The sequence below is a fragment of the Actinacidiphila bryophytorum genome (assembly GCF_016916835.1).
GTDB classification, from domain to species: Bacteria; Actinomycetota; Actinomycetes; order Streptomycetales; family Streptomycetaceae; genus Actinacidiphila; species Actinacidiphila bryophytorum.
This window is the reverse complement of sequence record NZ_JAFFIX010000025.1, coordinates 14,977-37,105: the sequence shown is the minus strand read 5'-3', so window position 1 is coordinate 37,105 and position 22,129 is coordinate 14,977. Positions and strand designations below refer to the sequence as shown.

The window sequence follows — 22,129 nt, the reverse complement described above, 5'->3', positions numbered from 1 at the left end:
GGACGGGGTTCTCCTCGTCCGCACCGGGCGGCGGCGCGAACGGACGGACGTCATGTCAGATGGATTTGTCGAGCCGAAGCGGCTCGTGTCCCAGCGTGAGTGGGGGGACCCGGCCGGTGATCGGAAGCTGCACGCGGTGGCGCAGACGAGCATGGGCGAGGCCGAGCTGTACCGTCGGCGCAGCACCGCCCAGGACTTCGACGCCCGCGCCAACTCCCTGGAGAACTGGGAGCTGGTGATCGGCGGCGAGATCAAGGTGACCGTACGCGACGCCGCCGCGCCGGGGATCTCCCTGCAGAAGAGAATGCGGACCGGAATCCACGGCGAGATCCTCGGCGTCGAGTTCCGCGCGCAGGCGGCCATGCGCAATGTGATGTCGCGGTTCCGGCACGTGGACTTCACATTGGGCGACAGGGTGGTCAGCTTTCGTGCGCACGGGTTCCGCAGGGTCATGTCGTCGTCCGGCGGCGGAGTTCCGGTCGTCCTGACCCAGAAGCGCAAGGGGCGGTGGAACAGCACGGGCCTGGACGAGGCCGACAGCCTGGTTCTGGTTCTCTTCGTGCTGGCCGAGCTGGAGTTCTTCCTCGACACCCCGCTCGGGGACCTCTCGCCGATCTGAGAGGTCGGGCGGGGACGGCGAAGCTCCTGGCAGGCGGGGCCTGCCAGGAGCTTCGGTGTCAGGTGGCTGCGGGTCTCAGCAGGGGAACGTGCCGCTGTAGAGGGCGTGGCCGTCGGAGGACGTCTTCGAGCCGAAGCCGTAGATGCCGTCGTCGGACCAGACGGCCTCGCGGGAGCCGTTCACGCAGGTGGAGGCGGGGGCGAGGGCGAAGCCCTCCAGGTTGTCGGCCGGCATGACGGCCGGGTTCGTGTAGGTCACGTCGGGCACGATCGCCCCCGACGCGTCGACCTTCATGAACGTGTGCGTCTCACCGCACGTGTTGTCGCAGGTCGCGACGATCCGCTGGGTGACCGCGTCGAAGGTCACGTCCATCACCGACGTCTTGCCCGTCGAGATCGCGCCGAAGGTCGTGAACGTGCCGTTGGAGTTCAGCCCGTAGACGTGCAGCGTGCCGTCCCACTCCAGGCCGGCGAAGAAGAGGCCGGACCCGTGCAGCGGGTAGTTCGCCGGGTCGTACGCGGCACCGGTGAGCGGGTCGACCCAGCCGCCCGCGGTCAGCCAGCTGTCGGGCACGTAACCGACGCCCTCGAAGCCGAGGTTGGCGTCGTCCTTGTCGCCGGTGTCGAGCTGCGGGAACTGCGAGGTCATGTCCCACTGGTGCAGCGGCGACAGGGTGCTGCCGGTCGCGGCCGGGTCGAACTCCAGGATCGTGTCCTTGGGCGCGGTGTTGTTCGTGTTGTCGCGCTCGGAGGTCACGTAGAGGTGGCCGTCGGCGCCGATCGTCACGCCTTCGGAGTCCGGCTCGCCGGAACCGCCGGAGAAGCGGATCTGCTTGCCCTTGGCGGCCCAGGAGCTGTCGGGGATCCAGTTGCCGTTGCTCTTGACCAGCTTGAACAGCCAGTTCTTGTTCTTCACCGCCCACAGCACGGACGGGTTGGACGGGTCGAAGACCAGGCCGCTGACGTCGCGGCCCTCGGGGCCTGTGGAGGTGGTGAAGGCGCAGACGTTGTCGGCGATGGTGACGTCGGCGCCGCCGGGCCAGGCGAGGGTGCCGGAGGGGGTGGAATGCGAGCCCGAGGGCGCCTCGGGGGTGCAGCCGCTGGTGAGGGAGCCGCCGCCGCCGAGGAGCTGGCCGGGCTGGTCGCCGGTGCCGCCGGTGCCGCCGGTAGTGGTCCCGCCTGTCGTCGTCCCGCCGGTGGTCGTACCACCGGTCGTACCGCCGCCGCCCGCACAGGAGTTGGCGCTGCCGAGCGTCGCGGTCGTGGCCGTCTGGAACCAGCCGCTGCCGTCCGCGCAGCGCTCGTCGGACGGCTTGGCGGCGTCGGTCGCCCAGGTGACCGAGTCGACGGTGTTGCCGCTGCCGTCGATGAGGAAGGCCGAGTCGTTGTCGCCGAGCCCGATCGTGGAGTCGAAGGTGACGTAGCCGCCGGCCGGGATGCTCGTCGCACTCGGTGAGGAGGAGGAGATCTTGGCCGCCGAGTGGCCGGTGTCGCCGTCGACGTACTTCCACGAGCTGACGCTGACCGAGCTCGTACCGCCGTTGTACAGCTCGACGGTGTCGGAGCCGTTCGAGGTGACCTCGTTGATCCGTACCCTGCTCGCGGCCGGCAGCGACGACGGGCAGCCCGCGGCGTTCGCGGAGCCGAAGGTCGCCGCCGAGGTCGCGGTCACCCACGCCCCCGTACCGTCGCCGCCGCACCGTGCCATCGCCGGCTTGGCCTTGTCGGTGGCCCACTCGACGCGGTCCACCACCGTGCCGCCGGAGGTGTAGATCACCAGCTTGTCCGAGTCACCAAGGCCCTTGGGGGAGTTGAAGGTGACGAAGCCGCCGGCCTGGATCGTGCTGGAGGACGGGCTGAAGGACTGCGCCGAGAAGCTGTCGTCCGACATCTTCCAGCCGCTGATGCTCACTGCGGTCGAGCCGGTGTTGTACAGCTCGACGGTGTCGTTGTCCGATGAGGTGACCTCGTTGATCCGAACGTTCTGGTAGCCGGCCGGGTCGGCCGCGGCCGCGGGCTGCGCGGCGAGGATCCCGGTGACGGCAAGCCCCGAGAAGGTCAGGGCGGCGGCGCACAAAGTGGCGACGCGGGCACGCGAGTGAGTTGTAGGCACGGGGCCGAACTCTGCTGACGGAACCTTGAAACCATGTGTACGCCAGGCGAATGCAGCCTGCTGGCAACCGGAACGCCAGGCACCGCGCCGCCGGTCAGCCGCGGTTCACCCGTCCCCGCCCACCGGTTGCCGCCGCCCCGCCGTCACAGCGGTCTCACAGCGATCCGGTGAGGACCAGCGGTCCTGGCGGTGCGGTGTCGGTGGCGCTGGTCATGACGGCCACGGTGACCGTCATGTTCGGTCTCCGTTCCCTGTCCTGTACCGGTCCTGGGGCTGGCCGCAGCTTTCAGGACGCGCCGGGCAGGCGGAGTTGTCAGACCGGGTCAGGCGGCGCGTCGGGTGGCGGGTCGGGTGGCGGGTCAGGCCGTGCGGAAGGAGACCTTCGCCAGCTCCTGCGAGATCTCCCAGACGCGCGCGGCGTCCTGCGGGCTGTGCAGGCGGGAGTAGAGCTTCTGTTCTGCGGGCGGGCCGCCGAGGTGGCCGGGGCCGCTCGGGCCGTAGAGGCGGGCGCCTTCCGCTTCGGGGGACGCGGCGGCGTACACCGCGGGCAGGGCGGCGCTCGCGGCGGTGCCGACCAGGATGCCGCGGGCGGACAGGGCGCGGACGACGCGTACGCCCATGGTGTCGCGGGCGCGGCCGACTTCGGGGCGGGCGGCGAGCAGGCTGGTGGGGGCGACGCCGGGGTGGGCGAGGTTGCTCGTGACGCCCCAGCCGTCGGCCTTGCTGCGCCGGTCCAGTTCGAGGCCGAAGAGGCCGAGGGCGATCTTCGACTGGCTGTACGCCTTCATGCCGTCGTAGGAGCGCTGCCAGTTGAGGTCCTGCCAGTTGATGGCGCCGCGGTTCGCCGCGATGCTCAGCTGCGAGGTGATGCGGGCCTGCCCGGCGCGCAGCAGGGGCAGCAGCTGGGCCACCAGTGCGACGTGGCCCAGGTGGTTGGTGCCGAACTGCAGCTCGAAGCCGTCGGCGGTCGTCTGCCGCTCCGGCGGGGTCATCACCCCGGCGTTGTTGACCAGGAGGTGGATCGGGCGCCCGTCCTCGCGCAGGGCTTCCCCGAGGGCCGCGACGGAGTCCAGCGAGGACAGGTCGAGGTCGAGGAGCGAGACGTCGGCGCCGGGAGCCGCTTCCTGGACGGTGGTGACGGCGGCCTCGCCCTTGCGCCGGTTGCGCACCGGTAGCAGCACCTGTGCCCCCGCCGCGGCGAGCCCGGTGGCGATGCCCAGCCCGATGCCGTCGCTGCCCCCGGTGACGACGGCACGCCGGCCCGCGAGGTCGGGGAGGGCGAGGTCGACGGGTGTGCGGGGCATGCGGTCCTCCAGCGGAAAGGGTGGGTACGGGGGGCCGTGGCGGCCTGCCCTCCTCTCAATGTAGGCGATGCAAACAATGTAGGCAACGGGCACAATGTTGTCGCTGGTCACACTGGTCTAGAGTGAGGGCATGCACAAGCGCCCTTACCACCACGGAGACCTCGCGGCGGCCCTGCTGGCCCGGGCCGAGGAGATGCTGCGTGAGAAGGGTTCCGACGCACTGTCGCTGCGGGAGCTGGCCCGCGACCTCGGGGTGAGCCCGGCCGCACCCCGGCGGCACTTCACCACCAAGCAGGCCCTGCTGGACGCACTGGCGCTCACGGGTTTCGAACGGCTCACCGCGGCCATCGCCACCGCGCAGGACGGCGCGGGCCGGACCTTCCCCGAGCAACTCGACGCCACAGCCCGCGCCTTCGTCGGCTTCGCCGCCGCCAACGGCGCACTGCTTGACCTGATGTTCTCGGCCAAGCACAGCCCGGAGGCGTCCGAGGAGCTCGGCGGCGCCGCCCTCCGGTGGGTGCAGCAGGGCCTCGACATGGTCGCCGAGGGGCAGCGGCGCGGTGAGGTGCGCGCCGGGGACCTGGAAAGGGTCGCACTGACGGTCTTCGCGCCGCTGCAGGGTTACATCGGCCTGGCCGCGAGCGGCGTGGTGGCGCCGGAAGTGGCCGAGGAGGGGCTGGACGACGTGATCGCCTCCGTCGTCCGGGCCTGCCGCCCGGACTAGGGCGGCGAGGGCTTTGGCCTGAGCTGGGACGCGGGGGCTGCGGCCCGGGCCTGGGCCTCAGACGCCGCGGTCGGGGGCGCTCATGTCACCGGTGCGCGGGGTGCCCTCGGCGAGGGCGTAGCGCAGGTAGACGGTGCCCTTCGGGCTGGCCGCGGGCGGGGCGAGCAGGGTGAGGTTCGCCGGCACCTCGCCGCCGTCGAAGACCTTCTTGCCTACGCCGAGCACGACCGGGTGGATCCACAGGTCGAGCCGGTCGAAGAGCCCTTCGTGCAGCAGGGTCTGCACCAGGTCCAGGCTGCCCACGACCTTGATGTGCTCGTGCCGTTCGCGCACCTCCCGCAGGGCGGCGCCCAGGTCCGGCCCGAGGTGCGTGGACCCGGCCCACGACAGGTCCGGTGTGCCGCGAGAGGCGACGTACTTCGGCACGCTGTTGAAGAGCGTGGCGATGTCGCCGTCCTCGCCACCCTTCTGGTGCGGCCAGTAGGAGGCGAACAGGTCGTATGTCCGCCGCCCGAGCAGCAGCGCGTCGGTGCCCTCGTACGCGGCGCCGATCTGCGCCCCCGCGACCTCGTCGATCAGCGGCGCCTGCCACCCGCCGAACGGAAACCCGCCCGCCGGATCCTCCTCCGGCCCCCCGGGCGCCTGCCCGACAAGGTCCAGCGTGGCGAACAGCTCGATTTCGATGAGGCCCATGGTGTGCTCCTTGTGTTCCGGATTGGCTCGCTCGGGGGGTAGACCGGCCGGGCGGGCCGAACTCATCGCTCACCTCGCGGGATCATCGGCCTGGCAGGCTCAGCGCCCGCCCCGCTGGCCGCCCCCCCGGCTGGTCGGCTCCGCCCGCTGGTTGCCCCGCCCGCTCAGTGCCCCCCGCTGGCTCAGCGCCGCGCCGACGCATCGGCCCGCCCGCCCAGCGCCCGCCGGCTCGCCCGGGCCGCAGGCACAGCGCCCGCCGGCTCGCCCGGGCCGCAGGCACAGCGTCCTGCCAGCGCCCCGCCCGCTGGTCGCCCCGCCGGCTCAGTGCCCCGAGGCCTCCTCGGGGGTGAGCCTTGCGTCGATCGCCAGCGCAGCGACCCCCGCGGCTATCGCGTAGATGACCGCTGCTGCCAGCAGCCCCGCCGCGTAGCCGCTGGTCAGGGCGGCGGGCAGGGCGTGGCCCGCGGACAGGCGGCTACGGGTGGTTGCGGAGGCCAGCGCGGCCAGGGCCGCCAGGCCCAGGGCGCCGCCGCACTGGGTGCTGGTGTTGAGCAGGCCCGCCGCGACGCCGGACTCGCGGGGGGCCACCCCGCGCATGCCGGTCACCGTGCAGCCGACGAAGGTCAGGCCCGTGCCGACCCCGACGGCGAGCATGGTGGGGACGAGGACCGTCCAGTAGGAGGAGGCCGGGTCGAGCAGTGCGGCCGTCCAGGCCAGGCCCCCCGCGGCCATCGCCATGCCGACGCCGATGACCGTTCCGGCCTGGAGGCGGGCCAGCAGGGCCGGCCCCAGCCCGGCGGCGGCGACGCCCGTGCCGACGACGACCGGCAGGTAGGCGAGCCCGGTGTGCAGCGCCGAGTAGCCGCGGACGACCTGCATATAGAGGGTGAGCAGGTAGAACATCGCCAGCAGGCCGAGGCCGAGCAGCAGCATGACGGCGTTGGCTCCGCCCCGGTTGCGGTCGGCGACGAGCCGCCCAGGCAGCATGGGGGCGCGGCTGCGGCGCTCGACGACGACGAAGGCGGCGACGAGGACGGCCCCGGCGGCGAAGGCCGCGACGGTGCCCGCGTCCGTCCAGCCGTCGGCGGTGCCGCGACTGAGCGCGTAGATGAGCGAGCCGATACCGAGCGTCGCGGTCACGGCGCCGGGTATGTCGAGCCGGTCCGGCTCCCGCTCACCGGAGTTGAGCACGCCGAGCCCGGTGCCGGCCAGCACCAGCAGAGCTATGGGCGCGTTGATGAAGAGCACCCACCGCCAACTTGCGTACTCCGTCAGCGCCCCGCCCACCAGCAGCCCCAGCACCGACCCGAGCCCGCCCATGGCCCCGTACACGCCGAGCGCCTTGGTGCGTGCGGGGCCGGCCGGGAAGGTGACGGCGAGCAGGGACAGCGCGCAGGGCGCGGCGACGGCGGCTCCGCAGCCCTGCACGACCCGCGAGACGATCAACGCGGTCTCGTTCGGGGCGAATCCGCCGCTGACGGACGCCAGCGTGAACAGCGCTATGCCCGCGCGGAAGACCCGCAGCCGCCCGAAGAGGTCGCCCGCCCGGCCGCCGACCAGCAGCAGGCCGCCGAAGCTGAGGGCGTAGAAGCTGATGACCCAGTTGAGGCTGGACGTGGGCACGTCCAGTGAGCGCTGGATGCTGGGGACGGCGACGTTCACGATCGTGTCGTCCAGGACCAGCATCAGCTGGGCGGTGGCGATGACGAGCAGCGCGAGCCCGAGCCTGCGCGGGGGTGCGGAGGCCGCGGTGCGCGGCACGGAGGTGCTGTCGAGGGACATCGCAGGTCACCGTCCGTTCCACAGGTCGCCGCGGGCGGCGAAGGCGGGCGCCCACTGCTCGCGGAAGGCGTTCGCGAAGCGCGGCGGGAACTTCTCCAGCGCGCGGGCGAGTTCGTCCGGGCCGTGGTGGCTGAGCAGCCACGGCATGTACGTGTCCGCGTCGGGCGTGAGGCGCTGCCCGTGGACGGCGGCGAAGTGCTGCCACTGCTCGGCGGGGAGCGAGGCGTCGATGAGGGTGAGGCCGTTGGCCTCCTCGTGTGTGAGGTGCGCGCCGAGCTGACCGGCGAGTTCGTCGACTATGTCGGCGAACCGACCGTGCCCGCCGTCGGGGTCGGCGCCTGCCGCGTCGACGGCGGCGAGCAGCGGTTCGATGACGCCGTGCTCCTCCTCCAGGGCGTCCGCGAGGGCGAGCTGGTCGTCGTTCCCGGCCACCGCTTTGCGCAGCGCCGGCCACAGGACGTCGTCCTCCGTCTGGTGGTGCACCAGCAGGAACTTCTTGAACAGCTCCCAGCCCAGTGCGGTGCGCAGCAGGTGGGCGGGGTCGTCGCTGCTGCTTCTCGTGACGCCGCTTGCGATGCGCGTGACCTGGGCGAGGTCGCGGCGCATCGCGTCGTGCATCGCGAACATCATCGTCATGTCCAGCCGGTAGTGAGTCATGAGACAAGAATGACTCTCCGCCTCATTTCATGTCAAGCACCAAATGAATCTGCGTCTCACTTGAGGCGGGAGCCCGCGAGCGGGTAGGCTGAGGGGCATGACGAGCGACGACGTCCGTTCCCTGCCGTTGCGCGAGCGCAAGAAGCTGCGCACCCGCCGGGCGCTGGCCGACGCGGCACTGCGGCTGTTCACCGAGCAGGGCTTCGACGCGACCACGCTGGAGGAGCTGGCCGAGGAGGCGGAGGTCTCCAAGAGCACGTTCTCGCGCACCTTCCCGGCCAAGGAGGCGGCCGGGATCGAGGCCGAGGCCGAGCTGTGGACGGCCTTCCTGGCCACCGTCGAGGCCGACACCCTGACCGGCCCGGTCCTCGACGCGCTCCACCGCGCGCTCGCCGCGGCCCTCGACGGCCTGGACGACACGTGGGACGCCCGCTTCCTCGCCACCCGCCGCCTGGCGGCAGCAGAACCCGCCCTGCTCCGCTACGTCGAACACCACCGCGCCCAGGTCAAGGAGCAGTTGGCGACACTGCTGGCCGGCAAACTCGCCCTCGACGCGGACGACCTGCGTCTCCACGTCCTGGCGGAACTGACCCTGACCGCCTTCAGCATCGCGGGCCGCGCATGGGTCCGCGCCCACGGCGCCGGCGCCCGCCCCGCCCTCCAAACCGCCCTGACCGGCACGATCCATGCCGTCCCGGCCAGCCTCGACCTGACGGCCTAGCCCACCGGGCCGACTCTTCGGGAGCGGATGAGCGGTCTTCCTCCCCGGACGGGATCGGGTGGCACTCGCTCGTCCTCACATACGCCGAGCGCGTCGGCATCTCCTTCGCGAACGGGCGCCTTCATCCGCGGGCGGACATTGTCGGCTTTTAGGCCCGGGGCTGGAGCATGCGGGTGAAGAGGTTGGTGGTCGCGGCCTGGACGCGGTGGTCGGTGTGTTTGGGGTCGGCGAGGGCGCGGGTCCAGTTGAAGGTGCCGGCGACGAAGACGACGGTGCCGTGCTTGGTCTCGTACAGGCTGGTGTTCTGGATGCGGTGCACGCCGTCCTGCTTGTCGGTGTAGGGCGACGCGGACAGCAGTGCGTGGTGGGCCGCAGCAGGCTGGGGCATGCGGGCGTTCCGCCCGTCGGCCTCGCCGCCTATCAGGTTGTCTATGGTGTCGCCGTCGCTGACCCCGGTTCCCTTCCAGAACCAGTGCCCGGCGTCCTTGACCACCAGCGGGACCTCGGTCTTGACCACGCCGTTGTACTGCACGCCCAGCAGCCCCTGCTCGGCGCGGGCGCCGTCGGCGTCCAGCTGGCGCCACCGGGTGGTGGGGCCGCTGGTGTCGGCGGTGGGGTCCTGGGTGTCCTTGTAGCAGGTCATGACCCGGTTGTCGCGGCCGTCGGTGCCCTGCCGGAGCCGGACGTGCCAGTAGACGTTGTTCGCCGCCAGGTACACCAGATGCGTGCCGGCCTCCACGGCGGACTGCGCGACGTCGCGCATGGGCTTGGACCAGTACTCGTCGTGGCCGGTGAAGACCAGGCCGCGGTAGTGGGAGGGGTCGATACGGCCCTCGTGCAGGTCCAGGCTGCTGGCGTAGGTGACGTCGTAGCCGGAGCGTTCGATCCAGGTGACCAGGTCGCGGTCGATCTGGGAGCGCGAGGGCAGGCCGCTGCCGAAGTAGGGGCGGTCGAAGGCCACCTCGAAGGCCCGGTAGTCCAGGCCGCCGACCTTCCCCTGGGCGTCGTACCCCTTGTACAGGCTCTTGCCGGTACGGCCGTCCATCGGCCACAGGTTGTAGGCCGCGTACGTCGTGAACGGCACCACGGCCAGGAAGTCCGCCCGGCGGGCGTCATCGCGTACCACGAACGGGGTGTAGCTCCGGAAACCGGCCTCGCTGGTGAAGACCGCCAGATAGGACCCGGACACCCACTCCTTGGGTACCGCCAGCGTCCATGACACCGGCCAGCCGCAGGTGATCGTCCCGGTCGCCGGGTCCGAGGCGGGCACCGGCCGCGCGGCACCGGAGAGGCGGGGGCTGGTCACCAGGTGGCGGGCGCCGACACCCCCGTAGTGGCCCAGCCGGTAGACGGCCACCGTGAAGTGGCCCGCGGGCCGTACGGAGACGTGGAAGTCCACGGACTCGCCGATGTTCACCGACGTGGCAGACGCGTAACCCTGGATCTGCCCGGCATCGTCGGTGACCGGGCGGGTGCCGTTCCTGGACATCTTCCAGTCCGCGGACCCGGCCAGCCGGTTCTCACGGGCGACGGGGTTGTCTCCGGTGCGCCGCGACTGCGGTACGGAAGGGCTGTCGTCGCTCTGCCCCTCGCACCCCGCGACGGCGACCACACCAAGACCGAGCGCCGACAACGCCACCCGGCGCGACACCTTCGACACCGAACCCCCAAGATCCTCACCGGACGAAGCAGAACATCCGATGATACGACGCGGCTACCTCCCGTTCAGCTCGGGGGTACCGCCTCGACTGGCAGGGTTCGCAGAGAACAGCCGGGCATGTTGCAGGTGGGGTGCCGCCTGGAATATCCGACGGCACCCCTTATGCGACCTACAGGTTAGTTGTACCGATTGAGGAAGTGGAAATTGCTCCAGGTCCAGGCGGTGGATGACCAGCCGGCATAGGAGCCTGAGAAGCCTCCGGTGGTGGTACCGAGCCAGGTGAAGGCACGGTTGGTGTTTGTGCCGTCGGTGTAGCCGTACAGGGCGGCGAGATCGTCGTGCCCGTCGCCGTTGTAGTCGCCGGCGGTCATTTTCATGTGGGAGTAGTCGAAGTTTCCTGCTGCCGAGTTCCAGGACTGGGTCGGGTTGTTGAATCCGCCGGTGCCGTTCGCGTAGCTGAGGAAGGTGTGGAGGGAGTCGTGCCCGTCGGCGTAGTCGTACCAGGCGGCGATGTCGTCCTTGCCGTCGGCGTTGAAGTCGCCGGACTGGAGGTAGGTACGGTTCCAGTCGCCCCAGCTGGTGCTGCTCCATGAGGTCAGGGGGGAGTGGAAGGCTCCGGTGGGGACCGTGAGGAAGCTGAACATGGTGACGTGGCCGTCGGTGTAGCCGTACAGGGCGCCGATGTCGTCGCGGCCGTCGCCGTTGAAGTCGCCGGTGGTGAGCTTCGACTCGCTGACGTTCCAGCCGTTGGCGCTGGTCCATGAGGAGAAGGGGGCGTTGAAGCCGCCCTGGACGTTGGCGGTGAAGGTGAACAAGGTGTCTTCGCCGGTGGGGTACGAATACCAGACGGCGAGATCGTCGCGGCCGTCACCGTTGAAGTCGCCACTGTGCAGGGTCATGCTCGGCAGGTACAAACCACCGGGTTTGGAGGTCCAGGAGGCAGTGGGGGAGCCGAAGCCGCCGGTGGCGTTGCCGAGAGCGGTGAAGAGTCTTACGACGCCGCCTCCGTAGTCGTAGGCGGTTGCCATGTCGCTTCTGCCGTCGCCGTTGAAGTCGCCGGTGGCGAACTGCATTTTGGAGCTGTTCCAGCTCCCCGGTTGCGAGGTGTAGGACTTGGCGGGGCCTGCGATGGTGCCGTCGGAGTTTCCGGTGAAGGTGACCATTCCGGAGGTGGTGTCGGCGTAGCTGTACCAGGCCGCCATGTCGCTTCTGCCGTCGCCGTTGTAGTCGTTGCGGACCTCGGTACCCGCGGCCCATAGGGACTGGCCTTTTGCGTTGTAGACGACGAGGTTGCCGCGGTCCTGGAGGAGTGCGTAGCCGTTCGCGCCCTGCGTGTTCGACGACCACAGCTGGGTACTGCCGTCGGCCTTGTAGACCACGAGGTTGCCGTCAGGCTGCATGAGGCCGGTGGCACCCGGGTTTCCCCCCGTGCCGGTGGACCAGAGGGTCTGCCCGGTCTTGGAGGTGACGACGAGGTTGCCGTCGGACTGCATGGTCAGGGTGTTGGAGCGGGAGGAGAAACTCGAGCCCGAGGAGAGAACGGTGCCAGCCGGTATACGGGCGCCGCCCGTTATACCGTCGATGCTGAAGGCAGTGCCCAGGCCGGTGAGATCGGTGCCGGTCTTCACGCCCGGCCAGCCAGTCATGGTGTTGTTGGTCTTGCGACCCCAGACGTCCGGGATGCCGTCACCCGTTACGTCGCCGGCGGACCCGACGACCGGGTAGGCGGCGGCGGTCAGGCCGCTGCCGATCTTCACCCGCGAGGCGGCGTCACCCCATGTGGCGGGATTGACGACTCCCTCCTTCTCCCCCTGTTTGCCGTAGGTGCGGTAGACGTCCCCGCTGGCGTTGTCGCGCAACAGCAGGTCGGGCACTTTGTCGTTGTTGAGGTCGCCGGGGGCGATCACTGTGTATTTGTTCCAGTCGCTACCGCCGACGAGGACGGGTGCGCCGTACAGGTCGAGGCGCTTGCTGCTGCCGTCGCCGTAGTAGGCCCATAGGAAGTTGTTCTCCTTGACCAGGAGGTCGGGCCTCTCGTCGCCGTTGAGGTCGCCGGGGGCGATGATCTGGTCGGCGTCGTGCCAGTGGTCGTCGGCGGTGGCACAGCCGTCAGGGTTGTCGTCGGTCGGCTCGGTGATCGCCGGGCAGGCGACAGTCAGTGGTTGTGCGCCGCCGTCGGTGCCGGTCCCGGTTGCGATTCCGGAGCCGTTGTTGGGGTATGTCCACAGATCTTTCGCGGTCCCGACGGCGGCCGGTTCGAGGGCAACGAGGTCGTTGTAGCCGTCCTGTCCCCAGTCGCCGCGTGAGGTGACCTGGGCGTCGTCGAAGGCCTGGCCGCCGTTGGTGGCGGCGGAGAACTGCCCGTTGCCCTGGCCGGCGTAGGTGAGCAGGGTACCGTTGGAGTCGACATTCCAGATGTCGTTGTTGCCATCGCCGTTGAGATCACCTGGCGCATCGCGGAGGCCCAGGCTGGCTGCGTAGTAGATGTATGTGGCGGTATCGGAACGATTGCCGGCTGCGTCAATGCTGAAGGCGTAGACGAAGTGCGGACCGTAGCCGGGCGGCGTGACTGACGCCGAGCCGTTCTGGCCTGCCGCCACCTCGTCGTAGTTCACCTGGGGGTCGTAATCGGTGTACCAGCCGTACCGGACGACGTCAGTGGCGCCGTTGGGCATGAGAGTGAATGCGGCGGTGGTACGGGCCTTGCCGGTGTTCGCCGGCCAGCCGGCCTCACCGGAGGGGAACACCGTCGAGTCGATCAGCGGTGGCTTGCCTGGTCTGGTCCGGTCCACGCTGAACTTGCAGGTGGCCGACCAGTCCGAGGTTGCGTTCATCGGGTCGGTGGCGTTGATCCGCCATGTGTAGCTTCCGGTCGGCAGGTTCGCGTCCGGCACCGAGAGTGTGACAACCCGGTGGTCCATCGCAGGCACGGTCTTGTCGACCACGGCTGTGGTCGAGCCGGTGGGGAAGACCTGGAAGCGGGCGGTGAGGTTGCCGGCGTCCTTGTCGTCCACGGTGGCGTAGAGGCTGACGGTGGTGTTGCCGATCAGACCGCCGCTGGCGCAGTTGGTCTTGGGGCTGGTGCCGAGCTTGGTGGGGGCGCTGGGAGCGTTGTTGAACTTCGTTTCAAGGACTGCCGACTTGGGGTCGAACTTCTTCCAGCTGTAGGTGTCGTTCTCGTTGGCGGCGTAAAGGCCCAGGGTGACGCTGGAGTTGGCGTGTGCGGCGGCGTCCTTGATCTTGGGAGTGAGGTCGAACTCCAGGTTTCCTGCCGGGCAGGAACTGCTGCTCCAGCCCTTGGATTCGGTGGCAATCGCCAGCGGACTGGAGCCGATCTTGGACGGCTGGTGGTTCCAGGTGGTCTTCGACGAGATGGGCCCGGTCTGCCAGAGCTGGACTTCACGATCCTCGCAGGACCATGACCACACGTTCTTGATCCGGAACACCGAGGAGATGACCCCGGCGTGCTCGATGTTGGAGATGTCCCACTGGAAGAACGACCGCGACAGGCCGCCCGTCTCGTTTTCGTAGCCGACGCGGGCGACCTCGTTGGCGTTCCAGTAGGAGTTGTTCGGATACTTCTGGTACACCCGGGTCCAGTTCTGCCGGACCCCCCAGGCCCACGACGGGTCGATGAACACCGGGTACTGCGTGTCGGCTCCGGTCAGCAGGTCCCGGTCCGGAATGATCGACAGGGTGTCGCCGCTGACCGTGGCGGGCATCTGCGCGTCCTGCGCACCGGGCGGCGGCTCGAAGGCGTCCGCTGGGTCGGTTCCATCCCCCTCGGCCGCCACTCGGGCACTTGCTGTCGCGGTCGTGCCGCCGTCACTGCTGATGGTGGTGGAGTCCCACATCAGCGGGGTGGGACTGGTGAAGACGCTCTGCCCCGCCGGGTCGCTGGCCGTCACGCTGCCCGTGCCGGCGTCGGTTGCCACCGACAGGCCGACCGTGCTCATCGTGTAGCGCAGGGTGGCCAGTGCCGGATTCTGCGCCGCCTGCGCGCTCTTGACAACGATCAACTGGGAGAAACCCTCGACCTCCGCCCTGAGCTGAAGGTCCACACCGGGAAGTATCTCGGAGTAGGTGGCGACGTTCCCGTCCAGCGTCGGCACCGGCAGCGCGGTGGGCCAACTCAGGGTCAGGGTCCGGCCGTCCTTCACGCCTGAGAGCAGCGGCCCCGTCCCGCCACCGGAAAACGTCACCGCAACAGTGGACGCCTTGGGCACCACGCTGCCGTCCGCGGCAAAGACCAGAGTCGGATCAGTAGGGACCCACGCACCCGCCCGGAAGACGCGCACCGGCGAGCCGTACCGCTTCACCGAGAACGACCCATCCGGATTCGCCCACTCATCCGACAACTCAGTCCGCGCCGAGACCACTTCGGACGGCTGCCCCGTCGACTGCGCCTGCTCCAGCGCCAAGTCCTCATCCGAAAGTGACCCGTCACCGACCGGGTCGGCACCGGGTGCACCATCGGACAAGCCGACGGCTGACGACGGTGCGGGTGCGGCCGACGCCGCGTAGGCGGGGAGGAAACCGACGATCGATATCGTCACAGCAACAGCGGCCGACAGACCGCGCAGGCGCCGAGGCAAAGGTGGTCCGCCTCGTATTCTCTGGAACATCGTACTCCTCTTTGTCGTCAGATACGCCGGGCGGACTCTATACGTGGATGGCGCGGCAGGCACGAATGCGCGAGTATCTACGACGGCCAGTCTCCGGGCGCAACGGCCCAGTACAAGCTGGCCGCAAGACGCACCATGGCTGGGGCTGCAGCGATCCTGGGCTTCCTTCGTCTGCTTTGGGTACTTGACGAAATCACCGAGGATCGCCTATGGCGCACGAGGTATAGTTCTCTTCCTCTGGATTCGTCAAAGAACACCAAAGATCTTGGGTCTGGATTTCATAACAGGGTCGCTGCTAGAGTCCGCCCGTACTTTTCCATGGCACAAGGGGTGGGGTTTCGGCGTGGGCTGGTTCGGTGTGCGCACAGTGGCGGTCTCGGCGGTGGTGGCCGTCTCGGTGGGCCTGTTGCCTGCGGTGGCCGCGGCCGGTACGGGTTCGGCCCTGTCGTTGCCAGGAGTGCAGCAGCCGAAGGCCGTACCGGTGAAGCTGGCGAAGACCGGTGGTGGCAAGCGCATCGGCCAGGTGGCGAGGTCCTGGAAGGCGCCGAAGGTAAATTGGCCTGCCGCTGGCGGCACGGACATCGCCCTGCCCGGGGCTGAACCCGCCGCAGATTCGGCGACCGCCCCCTCCGTGCCTTCCCTGCACAGGGCGGGTTCGCTGCCAGTACGGGCGGGCGCCGTGTCGGGGGCGTCTGGTCCGGCCAAGCTCCACGTGAGTGTTGCCGATCGAACTGCCACCCAAAAGACCGGAGTTGACGGACTTCTCCTGTCGGTCGGCCGGGCCGACGGCGTGAATCGGCCGGGCCCGGCGAAGGTCGAAATCGACTATGGCTCGTTCAAGGGCGCATACGGCGGCGACTGGGCCTCTCGGCTTCACCTCGTCCAGCTCCCCGCCTGCGCCCTGACCACACCGGATAAGGCCGCCTGTCGAACGGCGTCCCCGGTACGGACCACCAACGACACGGCAGCCTCCACCTTGTCCGCGCAGATCATGGTTGCACCGCAGTCCTCGGGAGCGACCGTGCTCGCCGCAGAGGCGGATGCGAGCGGGCCGTCGGGTACGTACAAGGCAACTTCGCTCCAGGCGTCGGGGTCGTGGAGCGCGGGTGATTCGACAGGGGCGTTCAACTGGACCTACCCCATGAGTGCTCCTGAGGTTCCGGGAGGCCTCGAGCCGAGTGTGTCGCTGGGCTACAGCTCGCTGGCAGTGGACGGCAGGACGTCGGCGTCGAACAATCAGCCCTCGTCCATCGGCGACGGATGGTCGTACGAGCCGGGCTTCATCGAGCGCAGCTACAAGTCGTGCAACGACGACCAAACCGGCGGAACCAACACGGCCAAGGTCGGGGATCAGTGCTGGTACACCGACAACGCGACGCTTTCGCTCGGTGGCAGGTCCACTGAGCTGGTCTACGACAGCACGCACGGTTGGCACGCTGCGGACGATTCGGGCCAGAAGATCGAGAAGCTGACCAACGCTGACGAAGTCACCGGCAACGGTGACAACGATGGTGAGCACTGGAAGGTCACAGCCACTGACGGAACGCAGTACTTCTTCGGCCTCAACCGCCTCCCGGGCTGGACGGGTTCGACCACGCCGGAGACCAACTCGACCTGGACGGTGCCGGTGTTCGGCAACCAGTCGGGGGAGCCCTGCTACAACGCTTCCTTCGCTGCTGCCTGGTGCCAGCAGGCCTGGCGCTGGCAGCTCGACTATGTCGTGGACGTGCACGGCAATGCAATGGCGTACTACTGGGACAAAGAGACCAACGACTACGGTCGCAACTACAACGAGACCACGGGCCTGTCGACCCCTACCCCGTACACCCGTGGCGGCTATCTCGATCACATCGACTACGGGCTCCGTTCCGACGCCGTCTACTCCGGCAGGGCCATGGGCAAGGTGGCCTTCACCACCAAAGAGCGATGCCTTGAGGACTGCGGAACCTTCGATACCACACATGCCACCAACTGGCCCGACGTGCCCTTCGACCAGTACTGCAAGGACGGAGGTACGTGCACCCCGTTGCAGACCTCCCCAAGCTTCTGGTCCCGCAAGCGGCTGACTTCGGTGACCACGCAGGTTCTGACCGGCGGCGCCTACAAGAACGTCGACACCTGGCAGCTGAACCAGGACTTCCCGCCGTCGGGTGACGGCATCTCCACCCCTATGTGGCTCAATTCCATCACCCGGGGGACCACGGACACGTCGGGGAACTTCACCGCACTACTGCCGCCCACGACGTTCTCCCCTGAGCAGATGGCCAACAGGGTCGATAAGACCGGCGACGGGATCGCCCCCTTCGTCCGGCTGCGGGTATCACAGATCACCACGGAGTCCGGCGGAACTGTCGGCGTCTATTACAACGACCCGGGCTGCACGGCGACGTCACTGCCCCCAGCCGACGGCACCAACCAGACCACCTGCTACCCGGTGAAATGGGCGTCTGAGGGGGACACCGCCACCCTGGACTGGTTCAACACCTACCCGGTGAAGCAGGTGGTTGAGGGCGACAACCTCGCAGCGACCCCGGACAAGGTGACCAGCTACACCTACCTCGGCGGCGCCGCCTGGGCGAAGTCGACCGACGAGTTCACCAAGCCCGCGGACCGCACGTACTCGGTACAACGCGGCTACGGCCTCGTACAGACGCGATCGGGTGCCGGCTTCGACACGAAGTCGCTGAGCGAGACCCGGTACTTCCGCGGGATCGACGGTGCGTCGGTGGCGGACTCGGCAGGGACCTCGGTCACCGACCGCGAGCAGTTCGCCGGTATGGTGCGGGAGTCGGCGACCTACGACGGCGATGACACCGCCAAGCTGGTGTCGGCCACGTCGTACACCCCGTGGCGGTCTGCAGCGACCGCGACCCGTGCCCGCACCGGCCTGCCGGATCTCGTCGCCTACCACACCGGTACTTCCGACGAGCAGACCCGCACCACCGTGACCGGCGGCACGCGCACGACCGCGGTGCACAGCACCTTCGACTCGTACGGCATGGTCGCCACTTCCTCCTCCACCGGGGATACGGACAAGTCGGGCGACGAGTCGTGCACCAGCACCACCTACGCCCGGAATACCACACTGTGGCTGCTCGACAGGGTAGCCGAGCTGAAGTCCGTGGACCGGTCCTGCGATGTGACGCCGACGCTCCCGGCCGACCTCAACGCTGACACGCGCACCTACTACGACGGCGCCACCTCACTCACCGCAGCACCTACGAAGGGCAATGTCACCAAGGTCGAGCAGATCAACGGGACCGGATCGGCCTACGACCAGGTGACCGCGACCCCGGTGGCCTCCTTCGACATCTATGGCCGGGCACTGTCAGTGGCTGACGCGTACGGGAAGACCACCACCACCGCCTACACCCCCGCTACCGGCGAGGTCCCCACCCAGACGGTCGTGACCAACCCACTGAGCCAGGACATCACCACCACCTACGACCCGCGCCGCGGACAGCCGCTGACCGTCACCGACGCAAACAACCGGGTCACCACCCTGACGTACGACTCTCTCGGCCGCACCACCCAGGTATGGACCCCGTCCCGCGCCCAGGCCACATATCCGACGGCGCCCAGCTACAAGTTCGGCTACACCGTGCGCAACGACGGACCTACCGTTGTCACCACCAGCGCACTGAACTACAACGACCTGTACCAGACGTCGTATGCGTTCTATGACGGACTGCTGCGGCCGTACGAGACTCAGTCGCCATCACCGGACGACTCCGGGCGCTTGGTGACCGAAACGTTCTACGACACGCGCGGTCTCGCGTGGCGCAACTCCGGCACCTACTATGCCGACGGTGCCGCGGAACCGGTCCCGGTCACTGGTCAGGAACTGAACTACCCGGCGTCCACCGACACCGTCTACGACGGAGCCGGCCGTGCCACCCAGTTGCTCAACCGGAAGTTCGGCGACCCTGCCGAGAGCACAACCACCACCTACACGGGGGACACGACCACCGTGGTTCCCCCGCTCGGAGGCACGGCCACCACCACGGTCGTCGACGCGCTTGGCCGGACGACCGAGCTGAAGCAGTACACGGACGCGGCCCGTACGCAGGCGCAGTCCACGCTTTCCACCTACGACGCGCACGGCAGGCTCTTTCAGGTTCAGGACCCCTCGGGCGCGAAGTGGACTTACACATACGACACCCGGGGCCGGCAGATCACCGCGGACGACCCCGACAAGGGTGCGTCGACGACCGCCTACGACGCCGGCGACCGTGTCACCGATGTCACCGACGCGCGCGGCTACAAGCTGCACACCGCCTACGACGACCTCGCCCGCAAGACCAAGCTCACCTCCACCTATCAAGGTGTGACCACGACGCTGTCGGAGTGGACCTACGACACAGCCACCGGAGGCAAGGGCCTGCCTGCCAAGGCCACCCAGTACGTCGGCGGCCAGCCGTACACCTCCGAAGTCACGTCCTACAGCAGCCTGTCGATGCCGGCGATCTCCCAGGTGACGGTTCCTGGCACGGGCGGGTTGGCGGGCACGTACAAGTGGACGACCGCGTACTACCCCACAGGCCAGGTCAAATGGACCCGGCAGCCGGCGATGGGCGGACTGCCCCAGGAGGACATCACCCCCCTGTACACGGCGAACTCCGCCCTGCCCGTGACCCTCGCAGCCGGTTCCGACCCGATCGTCTCCAACACCGTTTACGACCACTACGGGCGTGATGTGCGCGAGGAGTACGGCGCCTTCAACCACAAGGTCTACAGCTCCCAGCAGTACGACGAGCACACGGGCGCACTGACCGACCAGACCGTCGACCGTGACACTGCACCCCAGCGCATCGACACCACCCACTACGCATACGACCAAGCCGGCAACGTCACCTCCATCACCGACACCACCGGTCAGGACGCCGCCGCGGTCACCGACAACCAGTGCTTCACCATCGACGCCCTGCGCCGGATCACACAGGCCTGGACGACCAACACCGACAGCGCGTGCGCCCAGGGCGCCTCTGCCGACACGGTCGGCGGGCCTGACGCGTACTGGACGTCCTACGGCTACGACGCCGTCGGCAACCGCACCACCGAAACCCAGCACACCACCGCTGCCGGCCCAGCGACCGACACGGTCCGCACCTATGCTCCGCCTGCCACGGGCACTCACAACCTGCCGAAGGTCACACAGACGGGCAGCGCCCCCGGCACCGACGACTACACCTACGACGCAGACGGCAACACCGCCACCCGCACCCTCGGTTCCAACCCCCAACAGACTCTGAACTGGGACGCGCAGGGCCACCTCGCCTCGGTGTCCCAGGGCGCCGACATCGTCGCCGCCTACACCTACGACACCGATGGCAACCGACTGACGTCGACAAATCCCTCCGGCACCACCCTTTACCTCCCGGGTGGCAACGAACTGCTCCTCAAGCCGGACAACAGCCTCGTGGGTACCCGCTATTACAGCTACAACGGGAAGACTGTCGCGCTACGCACTGCAGGGGCGATCAACTACCTGATCACCGACCCGCACGGCACCGCCACTACCCAGATCGACGCCACCACACAGGCCGTGGCCAGGCGCAAGACCACTATCTTCGGGAGCGACCGCGGCACCGCACCCACGACCTGGCAGGGCACCAAGGGATTCGTCGGCGGTACTGCCGACGCCGCCACCGGTCTCACCCATCTGGGCGCCCGCGAATACGACCCCACCACAGCCCGCTTCATCAGCGTCGACCCCCTGCTGGACCTCAATGACCCCCAGCAGATGAACGGCTACGCCTACGGCGACAACAACCCGCTCGCGTTCTCCGACTCGGACGGCCTGCGTCCCATCGCCGGGAACGGCGGCTACAGCGAAGACGAGTACAACAAGGACCACAACGCCTTCTGGACCAACACCTCCAGCGGCGGCTGGACCTACAACGAGACCCACACCCAACAAGACGACCGCGACACCTACGTCGCCGTCGTCAGTGTCCCCACCCACGGCCAGACCACCATCACCGTCGCTCACTTCCACGCGAAACCCAAGCCTCCGCCATCCGTTGCCCGCCAGACCTGGAACTTCATCAAGTCAGCCGCCCAGACGACTGCCAAGATCTTCAATCCTGCGGCCATCCTCAGTGCCGGAGAAATGGCGATCGGTCTCATTGCCACCGGAATCGGCGCCAGCGCAGATGTTGCAGGTGGAGCACTGTGCGTGACCGGAGTGGGATGTCTCGCCGGCGCGCCGGCCGTCTGGGCCGCGAGCACTCTCGCCGGCATCGGTATTACGCTGCTGGGTAAGGGCGCCAACGACCTCATCAACTCGGAGAAGACGGCCCTCTCCGAATCCTCAGGAGACGGCGGATCGGGATCCGACAGCAGTTCGCCGTCCGACTGGACCCTCCCAGACTCTGCGACGTCCAAGGTTCCCGGTGAAATGGGAACGCCAAAGCCGACGAAAAAGGGCGTGGGCTGGCGGTGGAACGATGGAAAGGGGAATGGAATTCGAATCGACCAGGGAAACCCGAACAACTCTCAGGAGTATCAGCAGGTTGATCACGTCGTCATCAATCGCGGCGGAAGGATAATCGGCCGAAATGGTGAGCCAATTGTAGGCAGTATCCAGGATAATGCCTACGAGGCGCACATCCCGCTTTCCGAGTGGGTCAAATGGAAGAACTGGTATACGCCGAAATGATCGAGGTTAAGTTTCCGGAGATGCGTAAGAGTGTCATCGGTGCTGTCAAGTCATTGGCTGACAGGGATTATCAGCGCCGCGTCTGGGTTGAGGGTCGATATCCAAATGAGCAGTACTATGACGACTTCTCCATGAATGTGCATATTCTCTTCGATGACACGGTCGTGCTTGAGGATCCCGAAAAGTACCTCGGAGCGATCCTGGCGAGCCGTGCCGAAGTTGGCGTCATGGAAGTACTCGCCGACGCTCTTGAGCGACTGCTCGACATTGAGGGGCAGGAGCGCAGTGATTTGGAGTACATGGAATCTCCTCACTGGGATGCTGTGGTCACTGCCGCCGAGACTGCATACAGGGAGTTGACTTCGGACAACAGTTGACCGAGTGAGGGTATAGCCTTTTCGCCTCTCTCCTGGCCGCGCTCGGCTGCGGCCGCCCTCTGTGTGAGCGGACGGGAAACGGCACATCCCGTAGGACTGCGGAATACGAGCGCGCCATTGCGCAGGGGTGGCTCTCGCGTCGTTCGTTGAATGGATCAACTTCTGCCAAGCGTGGTATCCGTGCGTGGGCTTCC

At 68.2% G+C, this 22,129-nt stretch carries 12 protein-coding genes; 5 read left to right on the top strand and 7 right to left on the bottom strand.

Annotation, left to right across the window (positions count from 1 at the left end; translation table 11 throughout):
* Positions 1-52 precede the first annotated feature (52 nt).
* Positions 53-619 carry a hypothetical protein gene (locus JT723_RS28280; protein WP_205047659.1) on the top strand — a complete coding sequence of 189 codons (567 nt, stop codon included), beginning with the start codon at positions 53-55 and terminating at the stop codon, positions 617-619.
* 75 nt (positions 620-694) lie between these two features.
* On the opposite strand, the gene JT723_RS28275 is transcribed toward JT723_RS28280, so the two are convergent.
* Together JT723_RS28275 and JT723_RS28270 are read right to left on the bottom strand one after the other, a co-directional pair.
* Positions 695-2,731: a lamin tail domain-containing protein gene (locus JT723_RS28275; RefSeq protein WP_251512423.1), complete on the bottom strand. Its 2,037-nt coding sequence runs from the start codon at positions 2,729-2,731 to the stop codon at positions 695-697.
* Positions 2,732-3,090: 359 nt separating this feature from the next.
* Positions 3,091-4,035, bottom strand: coding sequence for an SDR family oxidoreductase (locus JT723_RS28270; protein WP_205047658.1), 945 nt, complete (start codon positions 4,033-4,035; stop codon positions 3,091-3,093).
* A gap of 130 nt (positions 4,036-4,165) precedes the next feature.
* On the opposite strand from JT723_RS28270, the gene JT723_RS28265 reads away from it, so the two are divergent.
* Positions 4,166-4,759, top strand: coding sequence for a TetR/AcrR family transcriptional regulator (locus tag JT723_RS28265; protein WP_205047657.1), 594 nt, complete (start codon positions 4,166-4,168; stop codon positions 4,757-4,759).
* Between the two features lie 57 nt (positions 4,760-4,816).
* Here JT723_RS28265 and JT723_RS28260 read toward each other — a convergent pair whose 3' ends face one another.
* The 3 genes from JT723_RS28260 to JT723_RS28250 all read right to left on the bottom strand — a co-directional run bounded on the left by JT723_RS28260 (position 4,817) and on the right by JT723_RS28250 (position 7,891).
* Positions 4,817-5,452 (bottom strand): dihydrofolate reductase family protein, encoded by a 636-nt coding sequence (locus JT723_RS28260; protein ID WP_205047656.1) that lies wholly within the window; start codon positions 5,450-5,452, stop codon positions 4,817-4,819.
* 321 nt (positions 5,453-5,773) lie between these two features.
* Positions 5,774-7,234: an MFS transporter gene (locus JT723_RS28255; RefSeq protein ID WP_205047655.1), complete on the bottom strand. Its 1,461-nt coding sequence runs from the start codon at positions 7,232-7,234 to the stop codon at positions 5,774-5,776.
* Positions 7,235-7,240: 6 nt separating this feature from the next.
* Positions 7,241-7,891, bottom strand: a complete 651-nt coding sequence (locus JT723_RS28250) for a hemerythrin domain-containing protein (protein WP_205047654.1) — start codon at positions 7,889-7,891, stop codon at positions 7,241-7,243.
* A gap of 97 nt (positions 7,892-7,988) precedes the next feature.
* On the opposite strand from JT723_RS28250, the gene JT723_RS28245 reads away from it, so the two are divergent.
* A complete protein-coding gene (locus tag JT723_RS28245; protein ID WP_205047653.1) occupies positions 7,989-8,612 on the top strand; it encodes a TetR family transcriptional regulator in 624 nt (207 codons plus the stop codon).
* 148 nt (positions 8,613-8,760) lie between these two features.
* On the opposite strand, the gene JT723_RS28240 is transcribed toward JT723_RS28245, so the two are convergent.
* Both JT723_RS28240 and JT723_RS36285 read right to left on the bottom strand, forming a co-directional pair.
* Positions 8,761-10,272 (bottom strand): N,N-dimethylformamidase beta subunit family domain-containing protein, encoded by a 1,512-nt coding sequence (locus JT723_RS28240; RefSeq protein ID WP_251512425.1) that lies wholly within the window; start codon positions 10,270-10,272, stop codon positions 8,761-8,763.
* Between the two features lie 176 nt (positions 10,273-10,448).
* Positions 10,449-14,474, bottom strand: coding sequence for an FG-GAP-like repeat-containing protein (locus tag JT723_RS36285; RefSeq protein WP_251512427.1), 4,026 nt, complete (start codon positions 14,472-14,474; stop codon positions 10,449-10,451).
* Between the two features lie 766 nt (positions 14,475-15,240).
* Here JT723_RS36285 and JT723_RS28230 point away from each other — a divergent pair.
* Together JT723_RS28230 and JT723_RS28225 are read left to right on the top strand one after the other, a co-directional pair.
* Positions 15,241-21,558, top strand: coding sequence for an RHS repeat domain-containing protein (locus JT723_RS28230; RefSeq protein ID WP_205047652.1), 6,318 nt, complete (start codon positions 15,241-15,243; stop codon positions 21,556-21,558).
* Entirely contained in the window at positions 21,531-21,935 is a 405-nt protein-coding gene (locus JT723_RS28225; RefSeq protein WP_205047651.1) for an SCO4402 family protein, read from the top strand. The genes JT723_RS28230 and JT723_RS28225 overlap by 28 nt, the downstream gene beginning before the upstream one ends.
* Positions 21,936-22,129: the final 194 nt, after the last annotated feature.

Bases quoted from the DNA above. Each gene is read 5' to 3' on its own strand.
- JT723_RS28255 (WP_205047655.1), bottom strand. From the start codon at position 7,234: ATGTCCCTCGACAGCACCTCCGTGCCGCGCACCGCGGCCTCCGCACCC.
- JT723_RS28270 (WP_205047658.1), bottom strand. From the start codon at position 4,035: ATGCCCCGCACACCCGTCGACCTCGCCCTCCCCGACCTCGCGGGCCGG.
- JT723_RS28260 (WP_205047656.1), bottom strand. From the start codon at position 5,452: ATGGGCCTCATCGAAATCGAGCTGTTCGCCACGCTGGACCTTGTCGGG.
- JT723_RS28245 (WP_205047653.1), top strand. From the start codon at position 7,989: ATGACGAGCGACGACGTCCGTTCCCTGCCGTTGCGCGAGCGCAAGAAG.
- JT723_RS28250 (WP_205047654.1), bottom strand. From the start codon at position 7,891: ATGACTCACTACCGGCTGGACATGACGATGATGTTCGCGATGCACGAC.
- JT723_RS28265 (WP_205047657.1), top strand. From the start codon at position 4,166: ATGCACAAGCGCCCTTACCACCACGGAGACCTCGCGGCGGCCCTGCTG.
- JT723_RS28225 (WP_205047651.1), top strand. From the start codon at position 21,531: ATGGAAGAACTGGTATACGCCGAAATGATCGAGGTTAAGTTTCCGGAG.
- JT723_RS28280 (WP_205047659.1), top strand. From the start codon at position 53: ATGTCAGATGGATTTGTCGAGCCGAAGCGGCTCGTGTCCCAGCGTGAG.